The organism is Nostoc sp. FACHB-110 (assembly GCF_014697425.1).
Taxonomy (GTDB): domain Bacteria; phylum Cyanobacteriota; class Cyanobacteriia; order Cyanobacteriales; family Nostocaceae; genus Nostoc_B.
This window is the reverse complement of the sequence record NZ_JACJRU010000024.1, coordinates 41,140-66,118: the sequence shown is the minus strand read 5'-3', so window position 1 is coordinate 66,118 and position 24,979 is coordinate 41,140. Positions and strand designations below refer to the sequence as shown.

The window sequence follows — 24,979 nt, the reverse complement described above, 5'->3', positions numbered from 1 at the left end:
TGTATGATTGTGTTCTCTTAAAAAGTTAATTATTGCCAAATTATGGATTGGAGCAACTGGGTATATATCGGCGTTGGATTAGGATTGGGAATGGGTTTAGGCCAGTTAATTCGCAGGTCAAAAAATCAGGAATTTCCCTCATTGCCAGGAGAATCACCAGTACAACAAAATGTGCCAGAACTGCTGCAAGAAATCAAACAAACGCAGCTAGCATATCAAATGGCACAAGAAATGAGCCAGTTTAAAGCCGGATTTTTGGCGCGGACTACCCATGAATTGCGATCGCCACTTAACAGTTTGATTGGCTTGCATCAATTGATTTTGTCAGATTTATGTGAAAATCCCGCAGAAGAACGAGAATTTATTGAACAAGCCCATGAAAAAGCTTTGAAATTACTCAGTTTGATGGATGAAATTCTCAGTGTAGCCAGAACAGAATATGGGACAAATAAATTAAATATTCAGCCGCGCTCTTTAGAAACAATTTTTCAAGAAGTTAAAGATTTAACTTATATGTTGGCAGCCAATCGCAATTTTTCCTTGCGTGTGTCACCAGCCGATCCCACAATTTTTGTTTTGGCTGATCACCGTTGGCTACGCCAAGTATTAGTCAATTTAATAGACACTGCGATCGCGCAAATGGAAGAAGGAAGTATTCATCTTTCTAGTAGTGTTTCATCTCCTAATCAGACAGTTAATATTTGTTTAGATGTACCTAGCCAAGCATTATTTAACAGTGAACCGATTGATTTAATGCAAACTAATATAGAGCCTCCCCAAACGCAAAATGAGCAGGCTACTTTATCACCAGGAATGAAATTATTACTTAATCAAACTTTGTTAGATGTGATGGGAGGGAAGTTAGAAATACTTCCCCATACAACAAAAGAATCAATGGAAGTGCTGACTAGGGTACAAATTGTTATTCCCCTCGCTATTCCTGAAACTGGAGTTCCGCAGCCGATAGAGAACCAAGCTGTTTAGATTGATTTAGCACCATAGTTGTAGTGCTGTTGGGTTGAAAACCAATTTTTTCGTAAAATCCCTGTTGGTGAGTTGTCATTAAATAGACTCGCTCAACCCACCTCATACGGGGATGACTCAAAACAGTCTCAACTAACTTACTTCCTAGTCCCGTTCCTTGATAGTCTGGGTGAATTACCACATCCCAGATTGTGGCGCGATAGATACCATCAGAAGTTGCTCTGGCAAAGCCAATCAGTTTTGTCTCATCCCACAGAGAAATCACTGGGTCGCTATTGGTAACGGCTATGCCTAAATCCTCGATGCTACGTCCTTTAGCCCAAAAAGCAGAAATATTAAATAGCTCTTGGAGTTGGTAAAGGTCTACATCAGAGTGGCGATCGCTAAATCTAATCTGAGGATATTTCATTTGTAGGCGCTCAATTGTAGCAATAAGTATCTTTGCTTTGGTTTAGTCATATTGTGCTAAATATTTTACATAGGTATATTTACAAGCCGGATAAATTTTTTTATTCAAGATTTACTGACAAATTAACTTCCATAGAGGATGAGTGGGCCCCTGCTGGCGGATGCGACAAACTTGTTTTTCTAAACGTTCTTTTTCTTGTTGTGGTAGCCCAATTAAAATATTGCGGCTTTGCCAAACTAAAACAGCAACGGTCATCCCAATGCAGAAGCTTAATCCTAGGGTAGACAGGGGATGATAGAGAAGCCCATACCGTACCGCTACCCAGGTAAAATATTGCTGCCACAAAGCAATCTCGGAGCGTAAATCCCATAGACAAAAAGGTACTATGGTCAGCCATAAAAAAGTAACAAACAACCATCTGCCGTATACAGTCAGCTGATGTAGTTTCTGTACTTGTTGAGCAAACGATGGGTCAGTTATTTGTGGCTGTTCAGATTGATCCATATTTCACTACGAGAAGCAGGAGATTGATAAGTAGAGGGAAAATAAGAAAATTTTGATGAAATAATTTTCCGTAGATTAAATTGCTTCGTTGCTTGTTCCCAGATTAGATTTACCTGTACGTTCTCGCCATAAAGCTAAGAGAGTACTAGCAATAAAAATACTGGAGTAAGCGCCTGCTGTGAAGCCAATAATTAGAGCTAAGGCAAAGTTTTTGAGTGTTGCTCCCCCAAACAGAAAAATGGCAAATAAAGTCAACAAAGTTGTTAAAGTAGTGTTGATTGACCTAGACAAAGTTTGATTAACCGCATCATCTACAATCTCAGCAATGGGGCGATTGGGATTGGTTTTGAGTGTTTCTCGAATGCGATCGTAAATTACTACTGTGTCGTTGACAGAGAAACCTGTAATTGTTAATAAAGCGACAATAAAGAGGCTATCGACTTCAGTTCCCAAAACCAGACCTAAAATTGAGAATATGCCTGTTGTCATGACTACATCATGAAACAGAGCAATGATCGCAAAGACGGCATAATCTAGCTGGAATCGGAAAGCCAAGTAAACAACAATCCCCCCAAAGGATACAATCAAGGCGATCACCCCAGAGGTAAATAATTCTCGCCCTAAAGTCGGGCCAACAGTATCAATTTGATTTTTCTGCTGGTCAAAAGTACCAACTTTTGCGCTGAGAGCATTTTGCAACTGGGTACGCTGATCGCGGTTTAAATTTTTCGTCCTAATTAATATCCCGTTTTCTGCACCTGTTTCTTTATCAGCGACAATTTGGATACTACTATCACCTAGTCCTTGTTCTTTGGCAACTTCTCGAACAACATTAATATCAAGTGGTTGCTCGCAGTTCTTAGGTTGAGAGCAATCCCTTTCAAATTGTAATCTTGTGCCACCGATAAAATCTAAACTAGGACGTAGGGGCGCGCGAATATTGGGGTTTTGCCAAGAAATAATCATTGAGATTATCCCCGCTATAATGATGGCAGATGAAAGAAACCACCAAAGCGATCGCGATTTATTAATACTCAGTTTCATTGCGCTACCTCAGTCTTATTAGATGCTCCTGATGCTGACAAATTGGGACAGAAAAATTCTGGTTTTCGCAGTGCAGGAATCGAAATTGCCACAAACATGAAAGTACGACTACAGGTAATGGCTGTAAACATACTCACTACTACACCTAAAGCCAAAGTTAAAGCAAAGCCTTTAACCAAACCAGCACCTAGCCAGAATAGCGCAGCACAGGCAATAACTGTTGTGACGTTGCCGTCTAAGATACTAGAAAAAGCTCGGTAAAAGCCAGATTCCACAGAACGATACAATGACTTACCTGCTTGTAATTCTTCTCTTGTGCGCTCAAAAATTAGGACGTTAGCATCTACCGCCATCCCAATACTGAGGATAAAACCAGCAATCCCTGGCAGTGTGAGAGTTACACCCAACAAAGAAAAGCAAGCCCAAGTCAGAATTGCGTAGATAATTAGAGCAATATCCGCAATTAATCCTGGTAGTCTATAGTACAAAATCATAAATATTAATACTAAAAACAGACCACCAGCACCAGCATAGATGCTGCTAACAATACTGTCTTGTCCCAAGGTAGCCCCAACAGTACGGATTTCAGCAATTTCTACGGGTACGGGTAAAGCACCACCACGCAACTGTACGCCTAAATCATTGGCTTGTTGGGCGGTAAAGCGTCCTGTAATGACCGCTGCACCACCAGTAATCCCAGTTGCAGCAAATTCAGGGCCAACTACAGGCGCACTGATGAGTTCGTTATCGAGAAAAATACCGATACTGCGACCTGTACCAGCTAGATTCTTTGTAAGTTCGGCGAATAATTCCCCACCCTTTTGGTCGAAGCGAATAGCAACATTCCAATTGTTACCTTGAGTGGGTTCACCATAAGCATCTTTGAGATACTGCCCATTGAGTGGGGGGTTGGTACTTTCAAACAAATCTAAAATTGCTTGATTATTTTTTTGTAATTCTTCTTGATTCTTGGCAACTGCAGCTTTATCTTTGCTGTTGCGTAATTCTTGCTGCTTGGCTTTCAGTTCTGCGCGCGAGGATTGAAAGGCAAACACTTGAGTTTCTGTTCCTGGTTTTTGTTGACGAAATTCTAATTGTGCTGTGCCACCTAGTACTCTTTCTGCTTGCTCTGGGTCGTTTACCCCTGGCAACTGTACTAATATTTTATCTGCACCTACGGTTTGGATGACTGGTTCGGAAACACCAAGGCTGTTAATTCTACCTTCGACTACTTTCTTCACCGCGTCCAATTCACGGTCGGTGATTTGTTTAATTTCTTGGGTAGGTTTTACCTGAATTGTAAGCTGGGAACCGCCCCGCAAATCTAACCCCAGAGGCACTGGAATTGTGGCAATCACCGCGATCGCAGCGATTACCAACACTAATATCAAAGCTAATAGCGACTGCTGTCTTTGCATATCATAACTCGCAACTGACAAACGCTATAATAACGCTCTTTGATTGAGTTACGGAAAGTATGAAGTGTGAAGTATGAAGTGTGAAGTATGAAGTATGAAGTATGAAGTATGAAGTGTGAAAAATGCACAGCGTCTTATGGCAGTTTAGGCTGAAGTTCATATTTCAGACGCTACGCAACCCGGAGTGCCAAAGGCGAACAGATTTCAGACTTCACACTTCAGATTTTTTTAAACCCGCATTGCGACCATTTTTTGTACAGCTTCGACGATTTGCTCTGGCTGGACGATGGTAAGACGCTCTAGAGTGCCGTTATAAGGTGTGGGAATATCTTGAGAAGATAAACGCAAAACAGGCGCATCTAATTCATCAAACAAGCGATCGTTAATTGAGGCGGTTAACTCTGCGCCAATACCACCAGTTCTCATACACTCTTCCACAACAATCACGCGGTGAGTTTTGCGTATTGATGCGCCGATGGTATCAAAATCTAATGGTTTGAGTGATATTAAATCAATTACTTCTGGGTCGTAACCTTGTTTTTCTAAAGCTTTCACGGCTTGCATCACATGATGACGCATCCGGGAATAGGTAAGAATTGTGACATCTTTACCACTACGCACCACTTCCGCCTTATCTAAAGGCAGGATGTATTCTTCTTCTGGTAAATTTTCTTTCAAGTTATACAGCAGTACGTGTTCAAAAAACAGCACTGGGTTGTCATCACGAATGGCTGCTTTGAGCAATCCTTTAGCGTTATAGGGGGTGGAGCAAGCAACAATTTTTAATCCTGGTACAGCTTGGAAATATGCTTCTAAACGTTGGGAGTGTTCTGCACCGAGTTGTCTACCAACACCACCAGGGCCACGAATTACCATTGGAATCTTAAAGTTACCGCCGGAGGTATAGCGCAACATCCCGGCGTTGTTAGAAATTTGGTTGAAGGCTAGGAGCAGAAAGCCCATGTTCATTCCTTCAATTATCGGTCGCAACCCAGTCATGGCCGCCCCGACTGCTATACCAGTAAAGCTATTTTCGGCAATGGGAGTATCTAAAACTCGCAAATCACCATACTTTTTGTATAGGTCTTTGGTAACTTTATAGGAACCGCCGTAGTGTCCTACGTCTTCACCAAGCACGAATACACTGGAATCACGCGCCATTTCTTCATCAATGGCTTCGCGCAGAGCGTTGAAAAATAATGTTTCTGCCATTTAAACCTTTAGTTCCGACTGTTGTTTTAGAATCTTATCGTGCCTTCGTGGCTAATATCGTGAGCGATCGCACTAGTCAAATTTTGACTTAAAAATAGAGATTAGAGGCTAGAGAGTCTCAAACATTTTCTTAACTCTAGTCCCTAGTTTCTGTTTGATACACCAGATTTGCTCACCCAAGCTATCACCATAAACTAGATTTTATCAGTGGCTATGCTACAGTTAGCAGACTATCAGGTACAAACTGGCGAATCCGTCATCTGAGCTACCTGATTATCAGGAAAGCGTTTTGGTCTGCCTGGTTTACGTTTATGTCGTTGATTAATGGACTTTTCGCTGGCGGCGGCTAATTCTTCTGGTGTACATCTAAACAAACGCAAAGCTTCTACATATTTTTTTGGTGTCATTGTTGGTTCCGTGCGTCCGGCTTCCCAGTTGCGAACGCTCGTTTCACTGATTGCAAGCCTGAAGGCTACCTCAGCACGGCTAAGTCCAGCACGCTCTCTCAGGACTTGCATATCCATAATTCCATGCTCCCCTTTAAAATAATTTAAAAGTTAATTTATTAAATCAATTGACCAAAAAGACCAATTGCCAAGAATTTGTCAATTATTTTATTGGATAAGCGATCGCTCGTTCCTCTAGCAAACGAGGTAATTCCTTTAGGGAATACGCATAAAGATTATTTGTTGAGACTGGGTGTAAGGGTATAAGGGAAAATCCTACTGATAAATCCTAAAATCAGTAAAATATTTATACACAACAATCTCACGCCTAAACACAAAAACACAAAGAAAGACTTCGCGCCTCTGCGCCTTGAGCGTGAGATGAAATACAACTGAAAAAATCAACCTACCGCAACCAACGGGCAGCATCTTTGGCGTGGTAAGTTAAAATTAAATCTGCACCAGCCCGTTTAAAGCTGGTTAAAGTTTCCATAACTACGCGCTCTTCATCAACCCAGCCGTTGAGAGCCGCGGCTTTAATCATGGAATATTCACCAGAAACATTGTAAGCCGCAACGGGCAAATTACTTGCTTCCTTCACTCGCCAAATAATATCCATGTATGCCAAAGCCGGCTTCACCATTAGCATATCCGCGCCTTCGGCTATATCTAATTCAATTTCCTTAATGGCTTCACGGGCGTTACCAGGATCCATTTGGTAAGTTCTTCTGTCGCCAAATTGCGGTGTAGATTCGGCGGCATCCCGGAATGGGCCATAATAAGCCGAAGCATATTTAGCAGCATAAGACAAAATCGGTGTGTCTTGGAATCCCGCTTCATCTAAACCTGCCCGAATTGCTTGAACAAAGCCATCCATCATCCCTGATGGGGCAATGATATCTGCACCAGCTTTGGCTTGAGAGACTGCTGTTTTTTTGAGCAATTCTAAGGTGGGGTCGTTTAATACCCGTCCTGTCAAATCACCAACTTGTAAATAGCCACAGTGACCGTGACTGGTGTATTCACACAAGCAAGTGTCAGCCACCACAATTAAATCTGGTACTGCTTCTTTCACAGCAGTCGCCGCTTTTTGGACTATGCCACAATCATGCCAAGCACCAGTAGCATCTGTATCTTTATCCGCAGGAATACCGAATAAAATAATGGCGGGAATTCCTAAGTCATAAACTTCTTTGGCTTCTTCGACAATTTTATCTACCGATAGTTGGTAGACTCCAGGCATAGATTTGACTTCGTTGGCAATACCTGTACCTGGTACGGCGAACAAAGGGTAAATCAAATCACTGGTTGTGAGGACAGTTTCACGTACCATCCGGCGCAGTTGAGGATGGCTACGCAGACGGCGGGGGCGTTGTATGGGGAACATAATGTTTTGTAAGGGGGATATAATGCGATGGACACAAAACAAAGCGTCACAAAAGCAGAGATTTTCTCTGCCGCAGTCGGACAGACTACAATCAGTGCTTAACTGTCCTTTGCCCTACTCTTGATGAAGCTGTAGGGCAATTTTGTATTTTACTGCTTGGTCGGCGCTTAATGTAGCTAACAGTTACGCAGAAAAATATTAATTTTTAATGCTCACGCTCCAGGCGCAAAGAAGCAGAGAGTTTTGAGAGATTGTTATATTACGAACGCTCAATTTTTTATTAGCAATTGACATGATTGTGCTATAAGACACGGAAGATGAAGGGATAGCGAAAAGGTTGATCTGGATTGGTAAGTATACGAGCGATCGCCCAAATTGTTAGTCCCCAATGCAGCAAATAGCCAATACCAGCTAAGGGGAATAACAAACCCAAAGTCAACCAAATCAATGCTGTAATAATAATTCCATAAATCCAAACATTAAAGTGGAAATTAATAGATTCTTTGGCATTTTCTTGCACAACAGGATCGTTAGAGATAAATAGCATAGCAATGGGTATGCCGACTGATACAAAAGCTGTACTGAAAAAAATGGCTGCATGACACAAAGCCGAGAAAAGCTTTCGCTTGTCTGGGTCGTACATTCTTTTCTCCTTTTAGAAGCTAGAGGCTAGAGGTTAGAGATAAAAATCAATGACAAAGGACAAATGACCATTGACCATTGACTCTTTGACCCTATCACGAGCCTCGTTGTTTTAAGATTAAAAGACTTACTAAAGTAGAGAAAAATTAAGTTAAGTAAAGTAACAAGGTAAGGAATACATTTAGGTTAACTATGTCAACTGAGATTCAGTCAGAACTTCACCAAGCGGTAGAACTGCGACGCAACTTTGCAATTATTTCTCACCCTGACGCGGGTAAAACTACACTCACAGAAAAGCTACTCCTGTATGGAGGTGCAATTCACGAGGCTGGGGCGGTAAAAGCGCGGCGGGCGCAACGCAAAGCCACCTCCGACTGGATGGCGATGGAACAACAACGGGGTATTTCGATTACCTCGACTGTATTACAGTTTGAATATCAAAACTGTCAAATTAATCTCCTAGATACGCCTGGACACCAAGATTTTAGTGAAGATACCTACCGTACTTTAGCTGCAGCTGATAATGCGGTGATGTTAATTGATGTGGCTAAAGGCTTGGAACCGCAAACTCGCAAATTATTTGAAGTTTGTAAACTGCGGGGTTTACCGATTTTTACCTTTGTCAATAAACTTGACCGTCCGGGTAGAGAACCTTTAGAACTGTTAGATGAAATTGAACAGGAATTAGGTTTGCAGACTTACGCCGTGAATTGGCCGATTGGGATGGGCGATCGCTTTAAGGGTGTATTTGATCGCCAGCAACAACAAATTCACTTGTTTGAACGTAGCGCCCACGGTAGCAAAGAAGCCCGCGACACAGTTGTTGATTTAGGGGATGCCAAAATTGAACAACTGCTGGAAGAAGACCTATATTACCAACTCAAAAACGATTTGGAACTTTTAGAGGGAGTCGGCCCGGAACTAGATTTGGAATTGGTACATCAAGGGAAGATGACCCCGGTGTTTTTTGGTAGCGCCATGACCAACTTTGGCGTAGAGTTATTCCTTAAGTCGTTTTTGGACTACGCCCTCAAACCAGGTATTCACAACAGCAGTGTGGGTGAAGTTCCTCCCACCTACCCGGAATTTTCCGGCTTTGTGTTCAAACTGCAAGCAAACATGGATCCAAAACATCGCGATCGCATTGCTTTTGTCCGGGTCTGCACTGGCAGATTTGAAAAAGATATGACAGTCAATCATGCGCGTACAGGTAAAGCTGTGCGGCTATCTCGTCCGCAAAAACTCTTTGCTCAAGAACGAGAATCAATTGATGTGGCATATCCAGGTGATGTAATTGGTTTGAATAATCCTGGCGTATTTGCGATCGGTGATACCATTTACACTGGTCAAAAGCTGGAATATGAGGGAATTCCGTATTTTTCTCCGGAATTATTTGCCACACTGAGAAACCCCAACCCCTCAAAGTTTAAGCAATTTCAAAAAGGGATTTCGGAACTGCGCGAAGAGGGTGCTGTACAGATTATGTACTCAACTGATGAGTCTAAACGCGAACCAATTTTGGCGGCGGTTGGTCAGTTGCAATTTGAAGTGGTACAGTTTCGTTTACAAAACGAGTATGGTGTAGAAACTTATTTAGATTTATTACCTTACAGCGTTGCTCGTTGGGTAGAAGGTGGTTGGGAAGCTTTGACCAAGGTGGGACGTTTATTTAACACCACCACAGTCAAAGATAGTATGGATCGACCAGTATTGCTATTTCGCAATGAGTGGAATTGCCATCAATTACTAGAAGACCATCCTGATTTAAAACTTAGCGCGATCGCACCCGTATTTTATGGTCAAGCACCAGTGGAGTCATAATTCATTTTGGTAGACCAATCGGGTATAGTTGATGTCCACGGCATCGCGGGGTCGCGTTTTATCTAACCGTGAATCAGTTAGCAGAGATTGGAGTGCCAGAATTTCTATGCCTTCACATGCTGAATCATCTTTGGAGGCTGGTTTAACTGCCCTCAAGCAAGGAAATTACCAAGCAGCGATCGCTCAACTAGAGTCTGTGGCTAGTGGTCAAGTCAATGGTACTACTAGCTTACAAGCTCGTGTTGGTTTAGTAATGGCCTATGCACGCACTGGCGAAGTCCGTAAGGCGATCGCCATCTGTGAAACTTTAAAAACAAGCGATAATAGTCAAGTTCAAGAGTGGGCAGAACGCGCCCTCGAACATTTAATCCAAGCTAAAAAACGGAAAAAAGTAGCCAAAAAAGCTGAGAGTGGCTTTGTTGCTTTCGATAATTCTGCCGCCAAAAACGGTAAAGGCTCGCCTGTCTCTTCAAAGCAGAGAGACAAAGCTGATTATCAAGCATCCATGTCATCACCAAGCTGGCAAAATAATTACATCGAAACATCTATAGTGCATCAAGGTGGCTCTAAAACTCCAGCCACAGGTGCTTTAGTTGAATCTGAAGGCTATACACCACCCCAACCCAAGCTTTACTGGCGACAAGCTAAACGCGCTAAAGTCTGGCAACCTTTACGCAAACCCAACCTAATACCCTTACGTTTGCTGGGATTAGGAACAATTGTTGCTGTGTTTTGGGTATTGCGGGCAATATTAGAATTGGCCATGACATCAGTCAACTTGATATTAATCAAGCTACCTTACCTAGAGCCAATACAGTTATTTTACCGCGACCCAACGGTGGTTGTCTTGGGAATTGTCTTAAGTGCGATCGCCTTATCTCCTTGGCTACTAGATTGGTTACTAACTAGATATTATGGACAGCAACCGTTATCCAAAGATAGTTTGCACAATTACAGCCGGGAAACAGGTAGAGTATTACAACGTTACTGTCAACAAAAACGCTGGCAAGTACCACAACTGCGAATTCTACCTATAGCTGCACCCATAGCCCTAACCTACGGCAATCTTCCCCGCAATGCTCGTATTGTCGTTAGTGAAGGATTATTACACCAACTGGCAGATGATGAAATTGCCTCTATCTATGCGACTCAATTAGGACACATCTCCCACGGTGACTATTTGGTGATGTCGCTGATTTTGTTGATTACACTACCGATTTACAGGCTATATCAGCAAATATCAGATTGGGGAAATAGTTTACCTCAAGGTTTTGTGCGCTGGCCATTTAATATTTTGGCTAGCTTGACTTATGGTTTATGGTGTTTAGTTACTGGGACGGGTTTGTGGTTATCGCGCTTAAGAATTGATTATAGCGATCGCCTAGCTGCCGAAATTACTGGCAATCCTAATGCTTTAATTCGTGCTTTACTCAAAATCGCTATTGGAATTGCTTTTGATGTGCAAAAAGCCCAAAAAACTAATTACGAACTAGAAAGTTTTAATCTCTTGATGCCTGTGGGCTACCAACAAAGTTTATCTTTGGGTAGCGTTGTTGGACATATCCCCTTTGAATGCGCCCTAATGTGGGATCATCTCAATCCCTATTCTTGGTGGTTCACTATCAATAATAGTCATCCTTTAATTGGCGATCGCGCCGGACGTTTGTGTCAAATTGCCCGTCATTGGCACGTAGAAACCGAACTCCATCTCGCTCGCCAACAATCAATCAAAACTACCCGCCAATCTTTCTTACTCCAAATTGCTCCTTTTGTGGGTATCCCCTTGGGTTTTATCTTTGCAGCATTAATTTGGCTGAGTTGGCAAACTGCATTTTCCCTCAAGTTTTTAAACTTGAAGTGGATTTATGAAGATTGGACTTTTGTAAGTGGCTGCTTACTGATTGGTTTTAGTATCGGCTTAGTTATTCGGATGAATACCTTTTTTCCCGATCTCAAAAATGCCAGTTTTCCAGTTGATGATAGTTTATCTAAGCTGTTAGCAAATCCATCCAGCCTGCCCATCGATAGCACTAATGTCAAACTAGTTGGTAAGCTATTAGGTCGTCCTGGTACTGCCAATTCCCTCGCTCAAGACTTCATTTTGCAATCCAGCACAGGTTTAATCAAATTACATCACGTTCCTTGGTTAAGCTTAGGGCAGAAAATCAACCCCCAAGATTTGATTGGTCGCCAAATTACTGTTACAGGTTGGTTCCGCCGAGGTGCTACACCTTGGATTGATATCCAAACTTTGCAAACTCAAGGCGGCAAAACTTTTTACAGCCATCACCCAATTTGGTCAACTATTTTGGCTGTATTAGCCCAGGCTTGGGGTGCTTATATTTTTCTTGTAGGTTGAGGGAGTATGAAGTGTGAAGTATGAAGTATGAAGTATGAAGTATGAAGTGTGTAGACCCTTCGGGTCTGCCGCAGGCTAGTCTGAAATGTTCTCTTCCTGTTTTTTGATTCATGAAAAAATTTGCAACATTTCTTCACAAGTGTTACATTTATTAACAATATCCCTAGCAACCGTCATCATTAAGCAACCCAGCTTAGTTCGTGTGATCGGCTGCTTGCGCCAATGCATCTTTTTATCCTCCCAACACAGCAGCAATCGACCAGCCATTGGCTGGTTTTTGTTTCCCATATCTGTTATTGAGAAAAAAATGTATTTTATGTTACGATATACTGGCAATATAGTGAGAAATGTGTGTTCTGAACTAGCTACGTAGAAGATACCGTGATAATGTAAGGAATGGTGTTAAATTCTGCGGGCAAGGACATTAAGAAAAATGTTTACTGTGGCAGACAGTAGGCTAATTAATTTACTAATTTTAGAATTAAGGTGGTATTAGCCGCGCGTTGTGTGCGCTTTTGTAATAAAAAAGCTTTATCCAAACAAAAAACTGTATTGTATAGGTTGGCAGTTTGGATTAAAAGAAATTGGTTTATGGCAATTTTGGTTAATAGCATCTATTTAAAAGCCAAAGCCAAGTGATTGTTCTCTTGCCTTGCTACGTTCATCAACTCTGGAGGTATAGTTCATGTCTGTTCGCCTATATATAGGCAATTTGCCAAAAGAAGAAATAGATCGTCAAGACCTGCAAGCTGTATTTGCAGCAGAAGGCGATGCTGTCACCACGAAATTAATCAAAGACCGGAAAACTGGAAAATGTCGTGGGTTTGGTTTTTTAACTGTCAACAATGACGAACAAGCTGATCAAATTATTGAAAAATATAATGGTCAGATGTTCAAAGACACCCCAATTAAGCTAGAGAAAGCATTGCCCAGAACAAAGGGTGAAGAAGGCGAAGAGCAAGCTCCAAAAGCTGCTACTAGCAGTCCTACTCCTAGCAGCAATAAAGAAAATAATCGCCGCGACAAAGGCTCTAAGAAGTCTAAACGCAGTGGTGGCGGACGCAGCGAAAGTAACACAAGCACTGAATCTGATGCTATTCGTCCAGATCCACGTTGGGCATCTGAACTAGAAAAGCTCAAGCAAATGCTGGCAGCACAAACAACAAACTAAGCCTAGTGGGTAGAAGTTAAAAATTAAAAATCAAGCTGATGGTTTTTAATTTTTAATTATCTATAAGTTCTAAATTTAGTCGATTGTTGTCAGTGCGATCGCAAAGGTTAGACGTAATATTTGGTTAACTTTTAGTTACTCTGCTCAAGAGATGTTATGGCTTGTTTTATAGGTGATTAACTAAAAAAGACAAGTTTATTAGCAATTGCGATCGCTTTGGTTCAACTCCACTAGGTTTGTTCAAATCTTCCAGAGTTCCGAACCGCCAGCATGAGAGAGAATAGCACTCTTGCACTAGAATCTTTCTAACTGCTTACGCATATTTTATTGAAAACAGCTTTAAACCTTTTTTGTTCAACAAAAGGCTTAAACCTAGCAATACCTTTATCCCTTCAGTCTCAAAATCTGGTAAGCAGATAGACTGGAGGGTTTTTAATGTGTGCCTTTAGGCTTCAGATAATCATGTATAGCAAAGTGCTGTATTATCCAATATTTCCAGGACTTACGCACAAGCTACGGAAAATCGTAGACGCGATAGCGGCTTGCCGCAGGCTACCACAGAGGCGCAGAGTTCACGGAGAAATGAGAGTTTGAGAGATATTTTGCGTAAGTCCTAATTTCTTTAAAATGACTTTCTGAATTTCATAATCCAATCTTTGCAATTAACTCTCTTTTGATACTTTAGAGGAAAAAGAAGAGCTACATCGAATCTAGACGCTGGCGTAATTTACTACTAAAAGCATCAATCACAGTTACAACTACTAACAGTACTAACATCATAGTTGTGGCTTTGTTGTACTCGAAACCGTCAATATAACTCTTCAATTGAAAGCCAATTCCACCAGCACCAACTACACCCAAAACTGAAGCAGCGCGGATATTATATTCAAACATCCATAAGGTGTAGCCTAATCCCAAAGGTAAGACTTGGGGTAAGATGCCGTACTGCACAATCTGAAATCTCGATGCACCCATTACTTGCAAAGATTCTAAGGATTTGGCATTTACCGCTTCGATCGCTTGTTGATAAAACTTTGCTAAATAGCCAATGGTGTAAATTGATAATGCTAAAGTTCCCGCAGGTGCGCCTAAGCCTGTAGCGGCGACGAAAATCAACCCTAAAATAATTGAAGGGACAGAACGCACAGCATTTTGCAGTAAGTTTGCCAACCATTGCAACCAACTAGGTGCAACATTACTAGCACTTGCTACCGCAATAGGTAAAGATAAAATTGCCCCGATGGTGGTTCCCCATAAAGACATTTGAATTGTTTCAATTAATGCCTTAATTGCTATATCGATAACTGTGGTATCCGGGGGAAATAACCGAGAAACAAAATCAGTAATATAAGGCCAGCTAGATGTTAATAATTCAAAATCGACTTTGATACCTCGCAAAGCCCAAGCATAAATTACTACAGCAATTAAAAGGATGAGTAAAGGACTCATCCAAGGGTAACGGCGAAGAATTTTAGAATTTAACATTTGGCGAATTGGGCTTGCAAGTTTTCACAAAGTCCGTCATAAACGATGCGTCCAGCTTCTAAGACGATCGCACGTTGGCCATATTTTGCAGCTATGCCTAAATCGTGCAACACTGTCACAATCGTCATCCCTTGCTGGTGTAATTGGGATAAAGTTTCCATCACCTGTTGACAGGCGACAACATCCAAGCCTGTAATCGGTTCATCGGCTAAAAGAATCTGCGGTGATTGAATTAATGCCCGGGCAATCGCTACTCGTTGTTGTTGTCCACCACTGAGTTGACTAGTTTTTTGATAGGCTTGTTCTTTTAAACCTAACTGTGCCAATAAATCCATCGCTAAAAGGCGATCGCGTCCTGGAAAGCCAAATAATGTCTGCCAAGTTGTCCTGACGCCAAGTCTGCCACACAACACATTATCAATGGCTGACAACTGCCGAATTAATCCGCCTCCCTGAAATAACATCCCAATATCACGGCGAATTTGGGGGAGTGTGCGCGGAGTCATTGTCACCCCATTAATTTGAATTTCTCCCTTGGTGAAAGGGACTAATCCCACAAGCGATCGCAACAATGTGGATTTACCTGCACCATTAAGTCCTAGTAAAACAACAAATTCACCCTCTTTGATTTGGCAATTAATTCCATTCAGGATAGGACGATTCAGAGAAGCAGCATAAGCTGTCTCCAGGTTATGACATTCAATTACAAAATTACTCATCCTATACCTCTCCATAAAAGTGCTGAGATATGAGTGCTGAGTGCTGAGTAAATACAAATTACTTAGTAATAATAAGTTCGGTATATAATCCGCAGCTGTTTAACTCAGCACTTTCAACTCAGCACTCAGCACTATTAATTAAGGTGCAATTCCCACTCGGTTGAGTGCTTCACGAACTGGTGCGAGGTGACGATTATGATCAACTCTTACCAATTCATTGGAGTTATATAAATTGCGTAGTAGTTGATTATTTTGTGACTGATTTAACTTGAGTAAAGCATTTATGAGTCTTTCTCTGTCTTGAACAGGAACATCATCATCAATAGCGATACCGTGGGCAGGAACACCAGAAATTTTATGTAGTACCCTTAACTGGCTCTTTTCTTGGGCTGTAATATACGGAGGGAACAAAGCATACTCAGAAACAACTGCTACATCTGCTTGCCCACGCACGACTGCTTGCAAAGCTTTGCTGTAATTACCACCATAAGCGATTTGCCCAAAGAACCCATCCATGCGATCGCGGTTGGGGACAAATCCCTGTTTAACTAACTCGCTCACAGGGAAAATAAACCCAGAACCAGAAGTCGGCGAAGTAAACGCCATTCGCTTACCGCGTAATTGTTCTAAAGTTGCTTTAGCGTTATTTCTGGTTTTCAGAGGGCTATTGTTAGGAACGACAAATACTGAGTTGTAAGTGTATCTGCCAGAATAATTGTCGCGGACTTCGGCTAGATACAACTTAGCATTTGCTAATTGTTCTGCTTTTAAAGCCGGACGGCTGCTTAAAAAAGCCACATCAGCGCGATTTGCTCTTAAAGCTTCCACCGCCGCCGTATCATCACCAATTTGGGCTTTGACAGGAATTCTTAATTCGTTAGACAAAAATTTTGCAACAGCATTAGCTTTATTTTGCAAATCTGTTGAATCAGAACGGCTAGGAAAAATTACTGTTAAATTACTTAGTTTTTTACCTTGGGCAAGTAAGACTGGTGCTTGTTGATTAGAAATGGAGTTAGCATTAGTCGTCTGCATTACTCCAAAAGTGGTGGCAACCATACTCCCTAGTGCTACACAGGCAGCACCAGTACCCAACAAGCCCTTTTTACTCACACTCATTTCTAACTCTCCGTTAGGAACTATTAGCAATATTTTTGAAAAAAAGTATCAACTATCTCAATGAAAGAATCTAAAACTTTTAGGAATAAAAGTCAATAGAAGGTGTCTGACACAGATTAAAAATGCGTCAGAATATAGAAATAAGCTATTAACTTGATATATAGATAGCAAATTATTTTATTAATAGATAAGGATTTATAATTTTTCCAAGTCAGTAACCAGAGTGATTCGTCATAGTCAAATTAGAGAACAGTGATGTTGCAATGCTGTTTGCAGTAAAGCTTGATACTCTTCATCATCAATGAGATAAGCACCAAAGCGTTCTAGATGAGGGTTCATCATTTGGGCATCGAATAAGACAAATTGCCTTTGGCGCAATCGTTCTACCAACTTAACCATTGCCACCTTTGAGCCATCAGGAATTTGGTAAAACATTGATTCCCCAATGAAAGCACCGCCAATTACAATACCTAAAATTCCCCCAGCGAGTTCGTCACCTTGCCAAGTTTCAAAACTATAAGCAAAACCCGCTTTGTGAAGTAAGAAGTAAATTTCTTTTAATTCATCGGAAATCCAAGTTGTTTCGCGGTTAGCACAGCCCGCAACAACCGCCGGAAAATCGCGGTTAACCGCTACCGTAAAACGCTCTTGATTCAAGACACGCTGCAAAGACTTAGGGTAGCGAAATTGCTCATCTAATGGAATCAAAGTGCGATCGCGGCTAACATACCAACCCAAGCCATGATCGTCATCAGCCATGAGAAAATAGCCTTGAGCATAACGTTGAATAATAGCAGCGATATCATATTGCATAGATAAAATTACAAATAAAAAATATCAGAGGAACGCAATCTGATGTTATCTCCATCCTCTGCGCTCCTCTGCAATATCCTTAGGTTCCTCTGCATTTACCAAAGATGACACAACCAATCCCGCCTATCACCCTACCACCAGCTAACAATCCCTACCTTGAAGGTGAGTGGTTACAAGAGCGTTTGTTGCGGTGGCTGGATGCAGAATTTATCCCGGAAGCAATCAACCAGCAGATTGCCCAACGAGCCGCGCAAATCTTTGTGCGTCAACGGATGGAAGGAGAAAACGACCTAGGTTCTCTAGTCATTGCCATTGTCACCGAGATGCAAGCGTTTGATTTTTCCAAAAGCTTTTATGGAGAGTTTGCGATCGCTAACGCCGTTAGCGATCTACTCTTAGAAAGTCTGGGTATAGACCGTTGTTGTGGTCAATGATTTTTGTCATTTGTCCTTTGTCCTTAGCAAATAACTAATGACCAATGACCCTTCAGGTGACGCTCGCAAGCTCGCTAACGCTGCGCTAACACCAGTTGCTCATGGGGGAAACCCCCAAGACCGCACTGGTTCACTAGTACCTACCAGCTAGACTTAACTACTCCAGGTAACAAACCTTCGTGCGCCCATTCCCGCAGAACGTTCCGAGACAGTCCAAAGTCACGGTAAACACCTCTGGGACGACCAGTTACCCAGCAACGATTCCGGCGACGGTTAGGCGCACTGTTACGGGGTAATTGTTGGATTTTGCGGTGAGCGTCCAGTTTATCTTCTAGAGATTCAGCTTGTTGAAACTCAACCAGCAGAGCTTCACGCTTTTGGGCATACTTTTCAACTAATTTGGCGCGTTTTTTCTCGCGCTCAATCATACTCTTCTTCGCCATACATTCTAAATAAAGACAGCATTTTCCATTCTACAGTGTCCCCATCAATTCTAGGGATACTTATTAACAGTTATCAGTGAGCAGTTATCAGTTATCAGTGAGCAGTTATCAGTAAACAGTGATGTATAGCTGTTGCCAGATGTATTAAAAACATCAGCTTCTCACAAAACCCATATACACAGAGACTTTCAAGCTTGATTACTGTTTACTGTTCACTGTTAACTGATTTTATTTGCCTAGCCTATTGTCATCACTTTATGAGCAGTAGGACATAAATCAGCCAACTGACAAGCCCCGCAAGCAGGTGAACGAGCTTTACAAATAGCTCGACCGTGATAAATCAGCCGAATTGACCAATTTTCCCAATCTGGTTGGGGTAATAACTTCATTAAATCTTGTTCAATTTTGACAGGCTCAGAATGCTTTGTTAAACCCAAGCGTTGACTCAGACGTTTAACGTGAGTATCCACCGTCACCCCAGCATTAATCCCATAAGCATGAGCTAGAACTACATTTGCCGTTTTGCGAGCCACACCCGGTAATTTTAATAACTGCTCCATTTGATTAGGCACAACCGAATCAAACTCACTTACAATCATCCGACAAGCAGCTTGAATATTTTTAGATTTATTGCGATAAAACCCTGTAGAGCGCACCAAATTTTCTAACTCTTCTATATCAGCATTTGCTAAACTTGCGGCATCAGGAAAACGACCAAATAAAGCAGGGGTAACTTGATTAACTCGCTCATCTGTACACTGAGCCGAGAGAATTGTGGCTACGAGTAATTGTACAGGTGTTGAATAATTTAATGAGCAAGTTGCATCGGGGTAAAGAGACTTGATGCGAGTGAGAATTTCTAACGCCCGTTGTTTTTTAGATGGAGATTTGCGAGTGGTTGTCATAGCACAAGTAAAAAGTAAAAAGGCAAAAGTCAAAAATAATTGCCTCTTTACTCAAAAATTAGTAATTAAAAAATAAATTAGCCTGCACAGGCAGGCTTTGTTTAAGTGCTTTAATTTTGCACCAATTCTACTGAGTCGTTAACTGGATAGTTTCTTTAACAATTAGGAAAATTCCTAGTCCTAAAAGTAGCACTAAGCCAGTTTGCATTACACCTTCTTGAATGCGGCTGGGTAATGGTTTACCACGCAAACCTTCAATCAATAGAAAAGCTAATTGTCCGCCATCTAATGCAGGTAAAGGCAAGATATTAATAATGGCTAAGTTAATACTGATAATTGCCGCGAAAGATAACAAATTAGTGCTGTCATCAGCAGCTAATTTAGCACCAACTTTAACAATATTAACTGGGCCAGAAACTTGACCGATAGTTTGTTTAAAGTTAGTAATTAACTGTCCAAAACCATTAAGTGTGCCGACAAATAATTGTTGGAAGCGGTTAGCAGCAATCCCAAAAATCTCAAAAGGACTGTTAGGACTACGATAAACTGGTTTACCATTTGGCCCTAGTTGAATCCCCACTAGACCTTTGCCATCTGACCCTTGGGTTGGTGTTAATTTAAGAGAAACTGGTTGATTTTTCTGTAGAACTTTCAGTTCAATTTCTTGATTGGGATGAGTTTGAATTTCTTTGGTGAGAATAGCGGCAGATTGTTCAGATGCAGGAAGTTCTTGACCATTTACGGCTAAAACAATATCTCCTTCTCTAATGCCTGCTTGATAAGCAATAGATTGTTCGTTAACTGGTTGAACAACTACGCCAGGTTGATAATTGAACTTTTCTGGAATGCCAACAATACCCAATTGCAGAACTAGCACTAAATAGGCAAATATTAAATTTGCTATCACTCCGGCACTGATGACGATCGCCCGATCTAAAATAGGACGGTTACGCAGCAGATTTGGGTCGTTGGGTGGAATTTCACTATCTGGGTCATCATCGGGAAAGCCCACAAAGCCGCCCAAAGGAAACGCCCGGACAGCATACTCAGTTTCCGTTCCTTGGTACTTCCATAAAACTGGGCCAAACCCTAAAGAAAAACGGTTAACGTGAATGCCTTGAGACCTTGCTGCTACAAAGTGTCCCAGTTCGTGTACCAAAATTAAAACAGCCAAGACTGCGATCGCTGCTAAAACTGACATAAAGCAAATTAGTCAAAATATTCGGATATATATTTTTATTGTAGTAGTTGGTGAACGGACGCACAGATTTAAACTAGCCGATAAGCTCAGGCTATGTCTAAGGTAAAGTACACATACGTACTAACGTACTACTTAAATTTCAATTCCAACGTTCAAACTAAAACATCAGAAGCATCTATAACAACTCTACTCATTCAAAGCTTCCAATCTACGCTCGTCAATCAACTCTTGCGAAAGTTCCTTGCTAGCAGGAATATATTTTCTAAAAATAGCCTGAGCATTTTGAACAGAAGTTTGAATACTATCTTGGATCGGTTGCTCTTCTATTACAAGGACAGCATGATATTCACCCACCGGCATATCTATAGGAGAATTGATTAACAACTTGCGATCGCTAGTAATACTGACAATTATTTCTAATGTTTTCATTTACCTTTGCCTTCTCTGATTATATTTTGAGCGATCGCCACACCATACTTAACCAAACACTACTCTATTCATAATGAGTCCACATCCGCAAAATTTTCACTGTATTTTCGGACTCAATCACTTCATATACCAAACGATGCTGAATGTTGATTCGTCGAGAGTATGCACCGTCTAAGTCTCCCACTAACTTTTCGTAAGGTGGCGGATTCTGAAAAGGATTGGTTTGAAGGATATCGAGTAACGTTTGCGCCTTATCTCTTAAGTTGCTTGCAGCTAGTTTTGTAGCATCTTTCTGTGCTTGTTTAGTGTAAACCAAGCCCCAACTCACCATTCTAACTCCCGACTGCATTCCTCAATTGGTGTTGCTAGTCCTTCTTTAATTAATTCCCGCATTCCAGGAATTGAGAGAAGATAGAGAGTTTCTTGTACAGATGCCCAATCTGCTTCAGATATCAACACTGCATTACTATTCTTGCCTGCAATAACAATGGGTTGATGGGATTGATTTACTGAATCAATTAAATCTTGTAATTGTTGTTGAGCTTCATTAATTGGAATCATCATCCACCAACCTTAACCAGTGAATATTTTTCGCTCATCTTCTAACATACAAGAGTGCGTTAATAAAATGTAACGCACCTTGTTATACTGCCTAGTCTGGAGGATTTTTACTATCCTAGACAAAATGAATGATTACAGTACCTCTCTCCCTAAATAAGGTTGCAGTGCTTCTGGTATTTTCACTGTGCCATCTGGTTGTTGATAATTTTCCAAAATTGCTGCCATAGTCCGCCCCACAGCCAAGCCGGAACCGTTTAAGGTATGGACAAATTGCGTGCCTTTTTTACCCGCTTCCTTAAAGCGAATATCTGCCCGCCGCGCTTGGAAATCAAAACAATTAGAACAACTAGAAATTTCTCGATACTTACCAGAAGATGGTAGCCACACTTCTAAATCATAAGTTTTTGTTGCCCCAAAACCTAAATCACCAGTACAGAGATTAATCACACGATAAGGCAATTTTAAAGCCTGTAAAATTGCTTCTGCATTGCCTACTAATTTTTCTAATTCATCAAAAGAAGAACTGGGATGAACAACTTTCACCAATTCCACTTTATTAAATTGATGCAGCCTAATTAAACCGCGCATATCTCGTCCATAACTGCCTGCTTCTCGACGAAAACAGGGAGTATAAGCACAATGATAAATTGGTAAATTTTCCGCAGCTAAAATTTCCCCACGATAAAGATTAGTAACAGGAACTTCGGCTGTAGGAATCAACCACAATTCATCATCAGCACATTTAAAACTTTCTTCCGCAAACTTGGGTAATTGACCTGTTCCTGTTAAAGAATCTGTATTTACCAATAAGGGCGGACTAACTTCTACATAACCTGCTGCGGTTTGCGTCGTCAGCATAAAGTTAATTAATGCTCTCTCTAACGCTGCACCAGCCCCTATGAGGTTCACAAAGCGACTTTGAGCAACTTTTACAGCACGCTCAAAATTGAGAATCCCCAACTTTTCGCCTATTTCCCAGTGTGGCAGAATATTCGGGTTTTGGGGAATGTATTCATCACCCCAACGTCTTACCTCTACGTTCTCTTCTTCACTTTTACCCACAGGTGTAGAATCGCTGGGTAAATTTGGCAGTGCTAGTACAAGTGTAGTAATTTCAGCTTTGATGTCTTTTTCTTTTGGTTCCAGTTCGCTTAATTGCGCTTTAAGGGAATTCCCTTCATCACGCAAAGCTTGGATTTCTGGGTCTTGCTGACTAACGCCAGATTTAATTTTCTGCCCAACAAGTTTACCAATTTCGTTACTCCGAGCTTGGAGTTGACTGCGACTCGCCTCCAATTCTCGTTGTTGCTTATCTAAATCTAATATCGGCTGAATGTCATAATTACCACTGCGACTATTCAACCGTTCTTGAACTAATTGCGGATTTTCCCGTATTTGCTTAATATCCAGCACAGATTTTTCTCAGTCTTTAGCTTAGAATCTTCTTTTCATTACAGTTAACATACAAGACTTCAGCATACCGCAGGGAACAAGGAACAGGGAACAGGGGTAAAGGTCTAAATAATATAAAACAAAATTAAATTGCTTCATTAGCTTTGATGCTCTGTGGTACTACTGCTTTGAGCAATCACGGCTACAGGATTGTTTGAGTTATTACCACCATTTAGGCCAGTAGCCATGAGGCTAGAAGTAGTTTGTTCTTTATCTTCTTTAGTTTGTCCGGGTGAAGGCAGCCAGTAAGCCAGCACACTAGATAAGCCACCCCAGTACAAAGCGATGTTTTTGTCTTGGTCAGTGGTTACAGCAATTTTAAAGATACATAGTGCTAACACCACACCACTAAAAAAGACCTGTACGCCAAATCTCCATGCGTCTTGATTAAATTTGCGTGTTGAGTGATTTCTTGTAATATCAAATTGGCTTTGCATAAATTTTATAAATTTCAAAATATGATATTGCTGCCCGTGTAAGAATCATCCATCTGTAGGATGTTGTTTGCAGGGCTATATATTAATATCCAAGTTTGGGTTTGTCGATTTCGGGAATTTAAAACTGAAGTTGGCAAATTTAGCTCAACCCGAAATCACAAAGCCCACTAGGGACGATTGATGCGATTAAGTAGCCAAAGCGAACCTACTAAGCCTGCAAAGTGGGCAGAAACAGTATTTGTATTAGCTTGGACAACCAACATATCGAGACCGCTAATAATGCGGGTGGGGTCAAAAAATTGTGTCGTGATGGCTTGAGGAGATATTGACCTAGCTACTAAAGTACCAACGATCGCCTGCGCCCCCAAAAGTGTAACAACTGTACCAATTAAATTTATCCACAGACCTAAGCGTAATATTTGCACTGTCTCACTTTTGCGTGGACGGTTGCTGGGATTAGAAGAATCTAAGGCTCTACCAATTCTGGTGTAACGAAAAGCCAAGTAAATTCCCGCACCTAAAACAATCAGTCCACAGACTGCTAAAAATACCCCAAAACCAGTCCCCGGATTATTACTAGGACTACCCGCGCGTTGAGAAAACACAGCAAAGAGTAGGACAATGATACTGGAAACAACGCCTAGGACTAACTGAATCCAAAAGCTAATCCACCCTATGAGGCGAAATGTTTGTGCGATCGCTCGAATATTAGCAGAAGAAGAGGGGGACTCAGAATTTTGTGACATACTCGCTCACCAATTTGCTAGGTGCTTGCTAAATTTACTATCACACTTATCAGATGACCTAGGCGTAACTCAAGTCTAGAAAGTCACTACTGAATACGGAAAATCGAAAGTGTTTAACAAGCTTTACAGACAAAATCGCATTTTCCCTGTAAAATTTCTTCGATGGCATTTTATGTTTAAGCAAGTCTAATCGGCTCGGCAATACTGAATACCAAGGTAACGTTTTACGTTATCTTAACTGCTCCTCACCACACTGCCTAAAGCTTGCATAGGAGCGTGTTTTAACGCCCCTACTCAATTCGCTTGTCTCCCACGAATTTGACGCGTGGGTAATTTTTGTTGCACATCGTTGTTCTGTTGTCACTTTCAAAATCCTGCCTAAGTAGCTGTGTATATTTTGTTGTTTTTAGCATCAAAATATACCAACTATAAGGATGATTGATCCCACATTAAGGCATTGTTTTAGCCATTCATGAAATTATGAAACTTGAGGAGATATATCAATTCTTTGAGAATCCTCCGCCAACTTACCTCTGTCAGGAACTAGCTATCTGTTACATACTTTCCGTTTTACTGCAAGGTGAGTCTTACGGAACCGAGTTAATACAACGTTTAGAAACTGAATACCCAACTTATCGGCTTTCAGATACCGTACTTTATAGTGCGATTAAGTTTCTGGAAGACGAAAAGGCTATCAATGGGTATTGGAAAAAACTCGAAGGCCGAGGACGACCCAGGCGAATGTACCAAGTTTCTCCAGAATGGCAAGCTCAAGCGCAGGATTTAACACATCTTTGGCAAGAGTACATTAATCCACGGTCAAATTAACTAATAATTA

At 41.3% G+C, this 24,979-nt stretch carries 27 protein-coding genes; 6 read left to right on the top strand and 21 right to left on the bottom strand.

All coding sequences use genetic code 11. From position 1 onward, the window contains the following. Nucleotides 1-42: 42 nt before the first annotated feature. On the top strand, nt 43-984 hold the full coding sequence (locus tag H6G69_RS20625; protein WP_190690995.1) for a sensor histidine kinase KdpD: 942 nt from the start codon (nt 43-45) through the stop codon (nt 982-984). On the opposite strand, the gene H6G69_RS20620 is transcribed toward H6G69_RS20625, so the two are convergent. The 8 genes from H6G69_RS20620 to H6G69_RS20585 all read right to left on the bottom strand — a co-directional run bounded on the left by H6G69_RS20620 (nt 935) and on the right by H6G69_RS20585 (nt 8,047). Next, nucleotides 935-1,393, bottom strand: a complete 459-nt coding sequence (locus H6G69_RS20620; protein ID WP_190690994.1) for a GNAT family N-acetyltransferase — start codon at nt 1,391-1,393, stop codon at nt 935-937. The two genes, H6G69_RS20625 and H6G69_RS20620, sit on opposite strands and share 50 nt — an antisense overlap. A gap of 111 nt (nt 1,394-1,504) precedes the next feature. Beyond that, complete coding sequence (locus tag H6G69_RS20615; RefSeq protein WP_190690993.1) at nt 1,505-1,897, bottom strand: hypothetical protein; 393 nt, start codon at nt 1,895-1,897, stop codon at nt 1,505-1,507. Between the two features lie 75 nt (nt 1,898-1,972). Then, complete coding sequence (gene secF / locus H6G69_RS20610) at nt 1,973-2,941, bottom strand: protein translocase subunit SecF (RefSeq protein ID WP_190690992.1); 969 nt, start codon at nt 2,939-2,941, stop codon at nt 1,973-1,975. Further along, complete coding sequence (secD, locus tag H6G69_RS20605; RefSeq protein WP_190690991.1) at nt 2,938-4,359, bottom strand: protein translocase subunit SecD; 1,422 nt, start codon at nt 4,357-4,359, stop codon at nt 2,938-2,940. Before secD ends, secF begins: the two co-directional genes overlap by 4 nt. 228 nt (nt 4,360-4,587) lie before the next feature. After that, nucleotides 4,588-5,571: an alpha-ketoacid dehydrogenase subunit beta gene (locus H6G69_RS20600; RefSeq protein ID WP_190690990.1), complete on the bottom strand. Its 984-nt coding sequence runs from the start codon at nt 5,569-5,571 to the stop codon at nt 4,588-4,590. Nucleotides 5,572-5,804: 233 nt separating this feature from the next. Continuing rightward, entirely contained in the window at nt 5,805-6,095 is a 291-nt protein-coding gene (locus tag H6G69_RS20595) for a DNA-binding transcriptional regulator (protein ID WP_190690989.1), read from the bottom strand. 328 nt (nt 6,096-6,423) lie between these two features. Then, nucleotides 6,424-7,404 carry a porphobilinogen synthase gene (gene hemB, locus H6G69_RS20590; RefSeq protein WP_190690988.1) on the bottom strand — a complete coding sequence of 327 codons (981 nt, stop codon included), beginning with the start codon at nt 7,402-7,404 and terminating at the stop codon, nt 6,424-6,426. Between the two features lie 301 nt (nt 7,405-7,705). Beyond that, nucleotides 7,706-8,047, bottom strand: a complete 342-nt coding sequence (locus H6G69_RS20585; protein WP_190690987.1) for a DUF4870 domain-containing protein — start codon at nt 8,045-8,047, stop codon at nt 7,706-7,708. A gap of 191 nt (nt 8,048-8,238) precedes the next feature. On the opposite strand from H6G69_RS20585, the gene prfC reads away from it, so the two are divergent. The 3 genes from prfC to H6G69_RS20570 all read left to right on the top strand — a co-directional run bounded on the left by prfC (nt 8,239) and on the right by H6G69_RS20570 (nt 13,397). Then, entirely contained in the window at nt 8,239-9,867 is a 1,629-nt protein-coding gene (prfC, locus tag H6G69_RS20580; RefSeq protein ID WP_190690986.1) for a peptide chain release factor 3, read from the top strand. 106 nt (nt 9,868-9,973) lie between these two features. Next, nucleotides 9,974-12,226 carry a M48 family metalloprotease gene (locus tag H6G69_RS20575; RefSeq protein ID WP_190691038.1) on the top strand — a complete coding sequence of 751 codons (2,253 nt, stop codon included), beginning with the start codon at nt 9,974-9,976 and terminating at the stop codon, nt 12,224-12,226. 685 nt (nt 12,227-12,911) lie between these two features. Further along, complete coding sequence (locus H6G69_RS20570; RefSeq protein ID WP_190690985.1) at nt 12,912-13,397, top strand: RNA-binding protein; 486 nt, start codon at nt 12,912-12,914, stop codon at nt 13,395-13,397. Between the two features lie 699 nt (nt 13,398-14,096). Here H6G69_RS20570 and phnE read toward each other — a convergent pair. From phnE to aat, 4 genes are all read right to left on the bottom strand, one after another. Next, nucleotides 14,097-14,882 carry a phosphonate ABC transporter, permease protein PhnE gene (gene phnE / locus H6G69_RS20565; RefSeq protein WP_190690984.1) on the bottom strand — a complete coding sequence of 262 codons (786 nt, stop codon included), beginning with the start codon at nt 14,880-14,882 and terminating at the stop codon, nt 14,097-14,099. Next, nucleotides 14,876-15,601: a phosphonate ABC transporter ATP-binding protein gene (locus H6G69_RS20560; protein ID WP_190690983.1), complete on the bottom strand. Its 726-nt coding sequence runs from the start codon at nt 15,599-15,601 to the stop codon at nt 14,876-14,878. Before H6G69_RS20560 ends, phnE begins: the two co-directional genes overlap by 7 nt. Nucleotides 15,602-15,739: 138 nt before the next feature. Then, nucleotides 15,740-16,720 carry a phosphate/phosphite/phosphonate ABC transporter substrate-binding protein gene (locus H6G69_RS20555; protein ID WP_190690982.1) on the bottom strand — a complete coding sequence of 327 codons (981 nt, stop codon included), beginning with the start codon at nt 16,718-16,720 and terminating at the stop codon, nt 15,740-15,742. Between the two features lie 237 nt (nt 16,721-16,957). Continuing rightward, complete coding sequence (gene aat, locus H6G69_RS20550) at nt 16,958-17,533, bottom strand: leucyl/phenylalanyl-tRNA--protein transferase (protein ID WP_190690981.1); 576 nt, start codon at nt 17,531-17,533, stop codon at nt 16,958-16,960. Between the two features lie 104 nt (nt 17,534-17,637). Here aat and H6G69_RS20545 point away from each other — a divergent pair, with 104 nt between their 5' ends. Further along, nucleotides 17,638-17,967, top strand: coding sequence for a hypothetical protein (locus H6G69_RS20545; RefSeq protein WP_190690980.1), 330 nt, complete (start codon nt 17,638-17,640; stop codon nt 17,965-17,967). A gap of 140 nt (nt 17,968-18,107) precedes the next feature. Here H6G69_RS20545 and rpsN read toward each other — a convergent pair whose 3' ends face one another. From rpsN to H6G69_RS20500, 9 genes are all read right to left on the bottom strand, one after another. Beyond that, entirely contained in the window at nt 18,108-18,410 is a 303-nt protein-coding gene (gene rpsN, locus H6G69_RS20540) for a 30S ribosomal protein S14 (protein ID WP_190690979.1), read from the bottom strand. A 236-nt stretch (nt 18,411-18,646) separates the two neighbouring features. Next, nucleotides 18,647-19,315: an endonuclease III gene (nth, locus tag H6G69_RS20535; RefSeq protein ID WP_190690978.1), complete on the bottom strand. Its 669-nt coding sequence runs from the start codon at nt 19,313-19,315 to the stop codon at nt 18,647-18,649. 127 nt (nt 19,316-19,442) lie between these two features. Continuing rightward, the gene (gene rseP, locus H6G69_RS20530; protein ID WP_190690977.1) at nt 19,443-20,516 is read right to left on the bottom strand and encodes an RIP metalloprotease RseP; all 1,074 of its coding nucleotides are present in this window, start codon (nt 20,514-20,516) and stop codon (nt 19,443-19,445) included. A gap of 186 nt (nt 20,517-20,702) precedes the next feature. Then, nucleotides 20,703-20,945: a hypothetical protein gene (locus H6G69_RS20525; RefSeq protein WP_190690976.1), complete on the bottom strand. Its 243-nt coding sequence runs from the start codon at nt 20,943-20,945 to the stop codon at nt 20,703-20,705. Between the two features lie 64 nt (nt 20,946-21,009). After that, complete coding sequence (locus H6G69_RS20520; protein ID WP_242072127.1) at nt 21,010-21,294, bottom strand: Txe/YoeB family addiction module toxin; 285 nt, start codon at nt 21,292-21,294, stop codon at nt 21,010-21,012. Further along, the gene (locus H6G69_RS20515; protein WP_190691037.1) at nt 21,270-21,506 is read right to left on the bottom strand and encodes a type II toxin-antitoxin system Phd/YefM family antitoxin; all 237 of its coding nucleotides are present in this window, start codon (nt 21,504-21,506) and stop codon (nt 21,270-21,272) included. The genes H6G69_RS20520 and H6G69_RS20515 overlap by 25 nt, the downstream gene beginning before the upstream one ends. Before the next feature lie 132 nt (nt 21,507-21,638). Continuing rightward, the gene (serS, locus tag H6G69_RS20510; RefSeq protein ID WP_190690975.1) at nt 21,639-22,919 is read right to left on the bottom strand and encodes a serine--tRNA ligase; all 1,281 of its coding nucleotides are present in this window, start codon (nt 22,917-22,919) and stop codon (nt 21,639-21,641) included. A gap of 137 nt (nt 22,920-23,056) precedes the next feature. Beyond that, nucleotides 23,057-23,395, bottom strand: coding sequence for a hypothetical protein (locus H6G69_RS20505; protein WP_190690974.1), 339 nt, complete (start codon nt 23,393-23,395; stop codon nt 23,057-23,059). Nucleotides 23,396-23,562: 167 nt separating this feature from the next. After that, on the bottom strand, nt 23,563-24,141 hold the full coding sequence (locus tag H6G69_RS20500) for a DUF3611 family protein (protein WP_190690973.1): 579 nt from the start codon (nt 24,139-24,141) through the stop codon (nt 23,563-23,565). 480 nt (nt 24,142-24,621) lie between these two features. Here H6G69_RS20500 and H6G69_RS20495 point away from each other — a divergent pair, with 480 nt between their 5' ends. After that, a complete protein-coding gene (locus tag H6G69_RS20495; RefSeq protein WP_190690972.1) occupies nt 24,622-24,969 on the top strand; it encodes a PadR family transcriptional regulator in 348 nt (115 codons plus the stop codon). Nucleotides 24,970-24,979 lie beyond the last annotated feature (10 nt).

Excerpts from the sequence above, each read along its gene's own strand:
- H6G69_RS20625 (WP_190690995.1), top strand. The coding sequence starts at position 43 with ATGGATTGGAGCAACTGGGTATATATCGGCGTTGGATTAGGATTGGGA.
- H6G69_RS20620 (WP_190690994.1), bottom strand. The coding sequence starts at position 1,393 with ATGAAATATCCTCAGATTAGATTTAGCGATCGCCACTCTGATGTAGAC.
- H6G69_RS20615 (WP_190690993.1), bottom strand. The coding sequence starts at position 1,897 with ATGGATCAATCTGAACAGCCACAAATAACTGACCCATCGTTTGCTCAA.
- secF (WP_190690992.1), bottom strand. The coding sequence starts at position 2,941 with ATGAAACTGAGTATTAATAAATCGCGATCGCTTTGGTGGTTTCTTTCA.
- secD (WP_190690991.1), bottom strand. The coding sequence starts at position 4,359 with ATGCAAAGACAGCAGTCGCTATTAGCTTTGATATTAGTGTTGGTAATC.
- H6G69_RS20600 (WP_190690990.1), bottom strand. The coding sequence starts at position 5,571 with ATGGCAGAAACATTATTTTTCAACGCTCTGCGCGAAGCCATTGATGAA.
- H6G69_RS20595 (WP_190690989.1), bottom strand. The coding sequence starts at position 6,095 with ATGGATATGCAAGTCCTGAGAGAGCGTGCTGGACTTAGCCGTGCTGAG.
- hemB (WP_190690988.1), bottom strand. The coding sequence starts at position 7,404 with ATGTTCCCCATACAACGCCCCCGCCGTCTGCGTAGCCATCCTCAACTG.
- H6G69_RS20585 (WP_190690987.1), bottom strand. The coding sequence starts at position 8,047 with ATGTACGACCCAGACAAGCGAAAGCTTTTCTCGGCTTTGTGTCATGCA.
- prfC (WP_190690986.1), top strand. The coding sequence starts at position 8,239 with ATGTCAACTGAGATTCAGTCAGAACTTCACCAAGCGGTAGAACTGCGA.
- H6G69_RS20575 (WP_190691038.1), top strand. The coding sequence starts at position 9,974 with ATGCCTTCACATGCTGAATCATCTTTGGAGGCTGGTTTAACTGCCCTC.
- H6G69_RS20570 (WP_190690985.1), top strand. The coding sequence starts at position 12,912 with ATGTCTGTTCGCCTATATATAGGCAATTTGCCAAAAGAAGAAATAGAT.
- phnE (WP_190690984.1), bottom strand. The coding sequence starts at position 14,882 with ATGTTAAATTCTAAAATTCTTCGCCGTTACCCTTGGATGAGTCCTTTA.
- H6G69_RS20560 (WP_190690983.1), bottom strand. The coding sequence starts at position 15,601 with ATGAGTAATTTTGTAATTGAATGTCATAACCTGGAGACAGCTTATGCT.
- H6G69_RS20555 (WP_190690982.1), bottom strand. The coding sequence starts at position 16,720 with ATGAGTGTGAGTAAAAAGGGCTTGTTGGGTACTGGTGCTGCCTGTGTA.
- aat (WP_190690981.1), bottom strand. The coding sequence starts at position 17,533 with ATGCAATATGATATCGCTGCTATTATTCAACGTTATGCTCAAGGCTAT.
- H6G69_RS20545 (WP_190690980.1), top strand. The coding sequence starts at position 17,638 with ATGACACAACCAATCCCGCCTATCACCCTACCACCAGCTAACAATCCC.
- rpsN (WP_190690979.1), bottom strand. The coding sequence starts at position 18,410 with ATGGCGAAGAAGAGTATGATTGAGCGCGAGAAAAAACGCGCCAAATTA.
- nth (WP_190690978.1), bottom strand. The coding sequence starts at position 19,315 with ATGACAACCACTCGCAAATCTCCATCTAAAAAACAACGGGCGTTAGAA.
- rseP (WP_190690977.1), bottom strand. The coding sequence starts at position 20,516 with ATGTCAGTTTTAGCAGCGATCGCAGTCTTGGCTGTTTTAATTTTGGTA.
- H6G69_RS20525 (WP_190690976.1), bottom strand. The coding sequence starts at position 20,945 with ATGAAAACATTAGAAATAATTGTCAGTATTACTAGCGATCGCAAGTTG.
- H6G69_RS20520 (WP_242072127.1), bottom strand. The coding sequence starts at position 21,294 with ATGCAGTCGGGAGTTAGAATGGTGAGTTGGGGCTTGGTTTACACTAAA.
- H6G69_RS20515 (WP_190691037.1), bottom strand. The coding sequence starts at position 21,506 with ATGATTCCAATTAATGAAGCTCAACAACAATTACAAGATTTAATTGAT.
- H6G69_RS20505 (WP_190690974.1), bottom strand. The coding sequence starts at position 23,395 with ATGCAAAGCCAATTTGATATTACAAGAAATCACTCAACACGCAAATTT.
- H6G69_RS20500 (WP_190690973.1), bottom strand. The coding sequence starts at position 24,141 with ATGTCACAAAATTCTGAGTCCCCCTCTTCTTCTGCTAATATTCGAGCG.
- H6G69_RS20495 (WP_190690972.1), top strand. The coding sequence starts at position 24,622 with ATGAAACTTGAGGAGATATATCAATTCTTTGAGAATCCTCCGCCAACT.